General features: G+C 60.4%; 6 protein-coding genes. 2 read left to right on the top strand and 4 right to left on the bottom strand.

All coding sequences use genetic code 11. From position 1 onward, the window contains the following. Window positions 1-638, top strand: a 638-nt coding sequence (locus ACRESD_RS08515; RefSeq protein ID WP_431750518.1) for an amidohydrolase family protein, incomplete at its 5' end; no start/stop codon positions are given. Here the strand turns inward: ACRESD_RS08515 and ACRESD_RS08510 are convergent. Then, the gene (locus ACRESD_RS08510) at window positions 635-1,156 is read right to left on the bottom strand and encodes a DUF3617 domain-containing protein (RefSeq protein ID WP_431750517.1); all 522 of its coding nucleotides are present in this window, start codon (window positions 1,154-1,156) and stop codon (window positions 635-637) included. The genes ACRESD_RS08515 and ACRESD_RS08510 overlap by 4 nt on opposite strands. A gap of 130 nt (window positions 1,157-1,286) precedes the next feature. On the opposite strand from ACRESD_RS08510, the gene cls reads away from it, so the two are divergent. Continuing rightward, window positions 1,287-2,726, top strand: a complete 1,440-nt coding sequence (cls, locus tag ACRESD_RS08505) for a cardiolipin synthase (protein WP_431750516.1) — start codon at window positions 1,287-1,289, stop codon at window positions 2,724-2,726. A gap of 75 nt (window positions 2,727-2,801) precedes the next feature. On the opposite strand, the gene cfaB is transcribed toward cls, so the two are convergent. The 3 genes from cfaB to ACRESD_RS08490 all read right to left on the bottom strand — a co-directional run. Beyond that, on the bottom strand, window positions 2,802-3,986 hold the full coding sequence (cfaB, locus tag ACRESD_RS08500; protein ID WP_431750515.1) for a C17 cyclopropane fatty acid synthase CfaB: 1,185 nt from the start codon (window positions 3,984-3,986) through the stop codon (window positions 2,802-2,804). 90 nt (window positions 3,987-4,076) lie between these two features. After that, window positions 4,077-4,862: an HvfC/BufC family peptide modification chaperone gene (locus tag ACRESD_RS08495; RefSeq protein WP_431750514.1), complete on the bottom strand. Its 786-nt coding sequence runs from the start codon at window positions 4,860-4,862 to the stop codon at window positions 4,077-4,079. Further along, the coding region (locus ACRESD_RS08490) for a multinuclear nonheme iron-dependent oxidase (RefSeq protein WP_431750513.1) at window positions 4,853-5,201 on the bottom strand (349 nt) is incomplete at its 5' end. The genes ACRESD_RS08495 and ACRESD_RS08490, both read right to left, overlap by 10 nt.

The following is a 5,201-nucleotide window of genomic DNA, read 5'->3' as shown; positions in this document are numbered from 1 at the left end:
TACTGCACCTGACCAGCGCCCGCGAGCTGGCCCTGTTCGAAGACAAACCCCTGGCTGAAAAACACATCACCGCCGAAGTCTGTGTGCACCACCTGTTGTTCGATGATCGCGACTATCACCGCCTCGGCCACCAGATCAAATGCAACCCGGCGATCAAGACCCGCGCTGACCGCGACGCCTTGCGCCAAGCCTTGTTGAGTGATCGTCTGGATGTGATCGGCACCGACCATGCGCCGCACACCTGGACGCAAAAACAACGGGGTTATCGCGAAGCGCCGTCCGGGCTACCGTTGGTGCAGCACGCGTTGCCGGCGTTGCTGGAACTGGTGGCTGACGGGCACCTGCCGCTCACCACCGTGGTGGCGAAGACCAGCCACCGCGTGGCCGACCTGTTCGCTATTCCCGAGCGTGGCTACCTACGTGAAGGCTATTGGGCCGATCTGGTGCTGATCCAGCCCGAGCCTGAAGGAAAACCGGTCAACAGCCAACCGATCCTGGCACGCTGCGGCTGGACGCCGTTCGCTGAACGCAGCTTTCGCCACAGTGTCAGCACAACATTAGTCTCCGGCCACCTGGCGTGGCACAACGGCCAGGTGGTCGACAGTTGCCAGGGCTTGGCCCTGCATTTCCTGCGTTAGGCGCGGGGTTTGACCGTACCGCAATCGTTGCCCAGCCACTGGGCGTGGGTGTCCAGACTGCCCTTCTGCTGGATGCCGGTGGCATTGAAGGTGCCATTGACGGCGGTGGTGAATTCCTTCTGGCTCTGGAAGGTAGCGACGCCACTGCCTTGGGCTTTCGGGCAGCTGAAACGGAACTTCCACTGGTTACCGGCCTTGTCGGTGACTTCCTGCTTGCAGCCCGATTGCGGGTCGGTCAGGGGAATCGAATCAGAGGCGACCTGCGCGGGAGTGAGACACACCTGCACGCCTTTGCCAGCCATGGTGATGCCCTGTTTTTCCAGCATCGCACGCTGTTCAGGCGTCATCTGTTGCTTGAGCTGACCGAGAATCAGAGAAAGGTCCGGCAAGTCCTGGTTATCAACTTTCATATTGCTGGTGGTCAACTCCCACAACCCCGGCGCCAGCATCTGCGCCTGGGCCGCCACAGGCAGCGACAACCCAACAACCATGGCCAAACCAAGCAAACGAGCATTCATCGAGTAACTCCTGGGTAATTGTGGGCGTTAGACGCCATAAAGCCGCCAGTGTTGCACGGCAAATTAAATAGCGACATTCGCCGCCAGACATGGTCTGTTAGGCACTCGATTGCCTGGAGAGATGTCGTTCATGGATTTTTTTGGCCCGCACCTGCTCGCCTACTTCATTGCCACGCTGCATTTTCTCGGGACCCTCGCCGCGATCCACGCGGTGCTGACCGTCAGGACCGCCCAAGGCTCGATCGCCTGGGCCTTGTCGCTGATGTTCATGCCCTACCTCACGCTGATCCCTTACCTGATCTTCGGCCGCAGCACCTTCGACGCGTACATCCAGGCGCGTCGCCAGGCCAACCAGGAAATGCACACCGCCATCACCGAACTGAACTGGCGCCCTTGGGTCGACGAAGCCCTCGCCGCGCGTAACTCCAGCGCCTACTCTTCCCTGCGGGCCATGCCCAAGCTGGGGCGCATGCCGTGCCTGGCCAACAACCAAGTGCGTTTACTGATCAATGGTGATGCCACCTTCAGTGCAATCTTCGAGGCGATCCGCAACGCCAAAACCGCCGTGCTGTTCCAGTTTTTCATCATTCATGACGACGAGCTTGGCAGGCAGTTGCATGCCCTGCTGAAGGAAAAGGCTGCCCAAGGCGTAGCCCTGTACGTGTTGTATGACCGCATCGGCAGCCACGCCCTGCCCCATCACTACGTGCAATCGCTGCGCGACGCGGGTGTGCAGGTCAAGGCGTTCGCCACCCGCAGCGGCTGGCTCAATCGTTTCCAGGTCAACTTCCGCAACCACCGCAAGATTGTGGTGGTGGATGGCATCACCGGGTTCGTCGGCGGGCATAACGTCGGTGACGAATACCTGGGTAAAAAACCGCCCCTGGCACCGTGGCGCGATACTCACGTGCAGGTCACCGGCCCGGTGGTAGCCTGCCTGCAGGAATCGTTTGCCGAAGACTGGTTCTGGGCCGCGCGCGAGTTGCCACCGCTGATCCTGCCGGACGCCTACCCCGAAGACGGCGTGCTCTGCCAATTGCTCGCCAGCGGTCCGGCCGACCCCTATGAAACCTGCTCGCTGTTTTTCGTCGAGGCCATCCACGCGGCGACTGAGCGGGTGTGGATCACCAGCCCGTATTTCATCCCCGATGAGGCCGTGTTCTCCGCGCTGCGCCTGGCCGTGCTGCGTGGCGTCGATGTACGCCTGTTGCTGCCCTCGCGCCCCGACCACCGTATCGTCTACGCCGCGTCCAGTCTGTATGCGATCGAGGCCGTGCGCGCCGGTGTCCGCGTATTCCGCTACACGCCGGGCTTTTTGCATCAGAAAGTGGTGTTGGTGGACAGCGAAATCAGCGCCATCGGCAGTGCAAACATGGATAACCGTTCGTTCCGGCTGAATTTTGAAGTGATGTTGCTGACAGTGGATGAGGTGTTTGCCGGCGAGGTTGAACACATGCTGTTGGACGACTTCGCCCTGGCCCATGAAGTCAGCCAGGAAGAAAGCCGCGAGACCCGCCGCCTGCAACAACTGGGCATGCGGGTGGCGCGGCTTATTTCACCGATTCTCTAACAAACAATGCGGTAAAAATGTGGGAGGGGGCTTGCCCCTCCCACATTTGGATCTCCATTGCTCTGGAAAATCGGGTCAGCGATAGAGATCTTCCCGCGTCCATGGCAACTCATGGCCGCCATCGGCGTGGGGCTTCACCGCCAGGATCTGGTGCAGGTTGATCCAGCCCCGGGCAAACGCATAGGCGCAACCAGCCAGGTACAGCCGCCAGATACGCAACGCTTGCTCCGGCACCATCTTCGCCGCCGCTTCCAGGTTGTCTTCCAGGCGCTCGCTCCAATGGTCCAGTGTGCGTGCGTAGTGCAGGCGCAGGCTTTCAACGTCGACCACTTCCAGCCCGACTTCGCTGATTTCAGCAGTCATCATCGCCAGGTGCGGCAGCTCGCCGTTGGGGAACACGTAACGCTCGATGAACTCCCCGGCGCCACGACCCACGGGGCGACCGTCAGTGTGCTTGGCAGTAATACCGTGGTTCATCACCAGGCCGCCTTCACGTACCGCACCAAACAAGGTTTGGCAGTACTGCGCCAGGTTGGCGTGGCCGACGTGTTCGAACATGCCCACGCTGACCACTTTGTCGAAACGACCGTCTTGGGGCAGGTCGCGGTAGTCGAGCAGTTGCAGGTCCACCTGGTCTTGCAGGCCCTCCGCTTTCACCCGTTCCCGGGCCAGCGCCAACTGCTCCTTGCTCAGGGTAATACCAAACACTTTGACCCCGAACTCCCGCGCGGCAAAACGTGCCAGCCCACCCCAGCCACAACCCACGTCGAGCAAATACTCGCCCGGCTGCAACCGCAGTTTGCGGCACAGGTGGCGAAATTTGTCTTGTTGGGCCTGGTCGATGGACTCGCTGCCGGTTTCGAAATAACCGCAGGAGTACGCCATGTCCTGGTCCAGCCATAGCTGGTAGAACTCGTTGGACAGGTCGTAATGATAGGAAATGGCCGCTGCGTCAGTGGCCTTGTCGTGGATCGAACGCACCGGACGACTCCCGTCGTCGTCTTCGACCAAGGCGTGACTCAATTCGTCACAAACCCGAATGACCTCGGAAATGGAGCCTTCCAGCTCCAATTTGCCCTCGACGAAGGCTTCGCCCAGTGAATCGAGCGTTGGATGGGTCAGCCTGGTCACCACCGTGGGGTCCTTCACCACAATGGTCACACTGGGCTCGGGGCCCAAGTTGAATTCATGGCCGTCCCAGAGTCGAAGACGCAGCGGTAGCTGAAGATTCTGTAAGGCCGGTGGAAGTTGCGCGAGCATGAGTAGTCCCCCCTTGTTTCAGACGTCTGGAGTCAGGGTAGACCATCCGAAGACAAAGTAGGAGGCTATCGAATTGATAGCTCTCGCCTATCACGCTCGACGTTCGAGCAAGCCGTCCTGGACCCACTGCTTCAACCACGTCACCGCCTGCAGTGGCGCACCCTCTGCATAGGTGACTGCCAATTCGGCGCACAGTTCTGAAAAACTCCAGCCGGTGGTCACCATGCCCACCAGGGCAAAGGCCTCCGCAGATTCCAGACTGCGGTAGTGACACACGTTCTCATGGCGCCATACCAGGCAGGTTTGTGCCGGCGTCAGCATGTGGCTGCCAGGGAAGTCCGACTCATCTTTGCTCGCACGCCAGATCGACACGCTATTGAACTGGCACAGGAGCTGTTGCACCGAGGGTGCCAAGGTAACCTGCAGACCCGGCCAATCTTCAGGCGGCAACTGCGCCATATCATTCAAGCCCAGCAGCTCACCTTGCGGCGCATCGAATGCCAGGGTAAAGGCCCATTCCAGCTGCGCCAGCTCAGCCAGCGGCGCGCTCTGTTCAGCCACCAGGTGCTCAACGATAAACAAAGGGAACCGCTCACCCAGCCAGCGCAGGCTGTAATGGGCGGACGGATAGCGTCGCACATAGGCTTCGGCCAGAGACGCGAACTCATCATCCCCCAGCCAATACCAGACGGCACCGAAGTCATGCCGCAACACTTCCAGCAGCCGCGACAGGTACGCGTTGTGATAGATCGCCAGGCCCGTGTCGATGTCCAGGGTCGGCCCACCCAGCAAAGTGGCGGCAAAACCACTGTTGGCCACCGGAGTCTCGGATAACAGGTGTTGCTCAAAGGCCAACTGCCAATCGGTCAGGCGCATAGCGATCTCCTGGCCAAGGCAGTAGCACCCAGCTCACGGGCCTTGTTCAGTTCGGTGAGCAACTCTTCGAACGGGGGGAAATGATCGTCGCGTTCCAACAGCGTCGAGACCGGCCCCAGGTGCTCCAGGGTTTGTTGATAAAGCGCCCACACCGGATCGCACACCGGATGGTCATGGGTGTCGACCACATAGTCGCCGTAGTCCATATGCCCGGCCAGATGCAGTTGGCGAATGCTCTCGGGCGGCAGGTTGCGGATAAAGGTCCAGGCATCGAAGCCATGGTTGCGGGAGCTGACATAGACGTTGTTGACGTCCAGCAGCAACTGGCAGCCTGTCAGA

The organism is Pseudomonas sp., from assembly GCF_050739995.1.
Classification (GTDB): domain Bacteria; phylum Pseudomonadota; class Gammaproteobacteria; order Pseudomonadales; family Pseudomonadaceae; genus Aquipseudomonas.
This window is presented reverse-complemented; position numbering and strand designations above follow the sequence as displayed.

What these genes read in the sequence shown, in the direction of transcription:
- cls (WP_431750516.1), top strand. Translation starts at nt 1,287, where the DNA reads ATGGATTTTTTTGGCCCGCACCTGCTCGCCTACTTCATTGCCACGCTG.
- ACRESD_RS08495 (WP_431750514.1), bottom strand. Translation starts at nt 4,862, where the DNA reads ATGCGCCTGACCGATTGGCAGTTGGCCTTTGAGCAACACCTGTTATCC.
- ACRESD_RS08510 (WP_431750517.1), bottom strand. Translation starts at nt 1,156, where the DNA reads ATGAATGCTCGTTTGCTTGGTTTGGCCATGGTTGTTGGGTTGTCGCTG.
- cfaB (WP_431750515.1), bottom strand. Translation starts at nt 3,986, where the DNA reads ATGCTCGCGCAACTTCCACCGGCCTTACAGAATCTTCAGCTACCGCTG.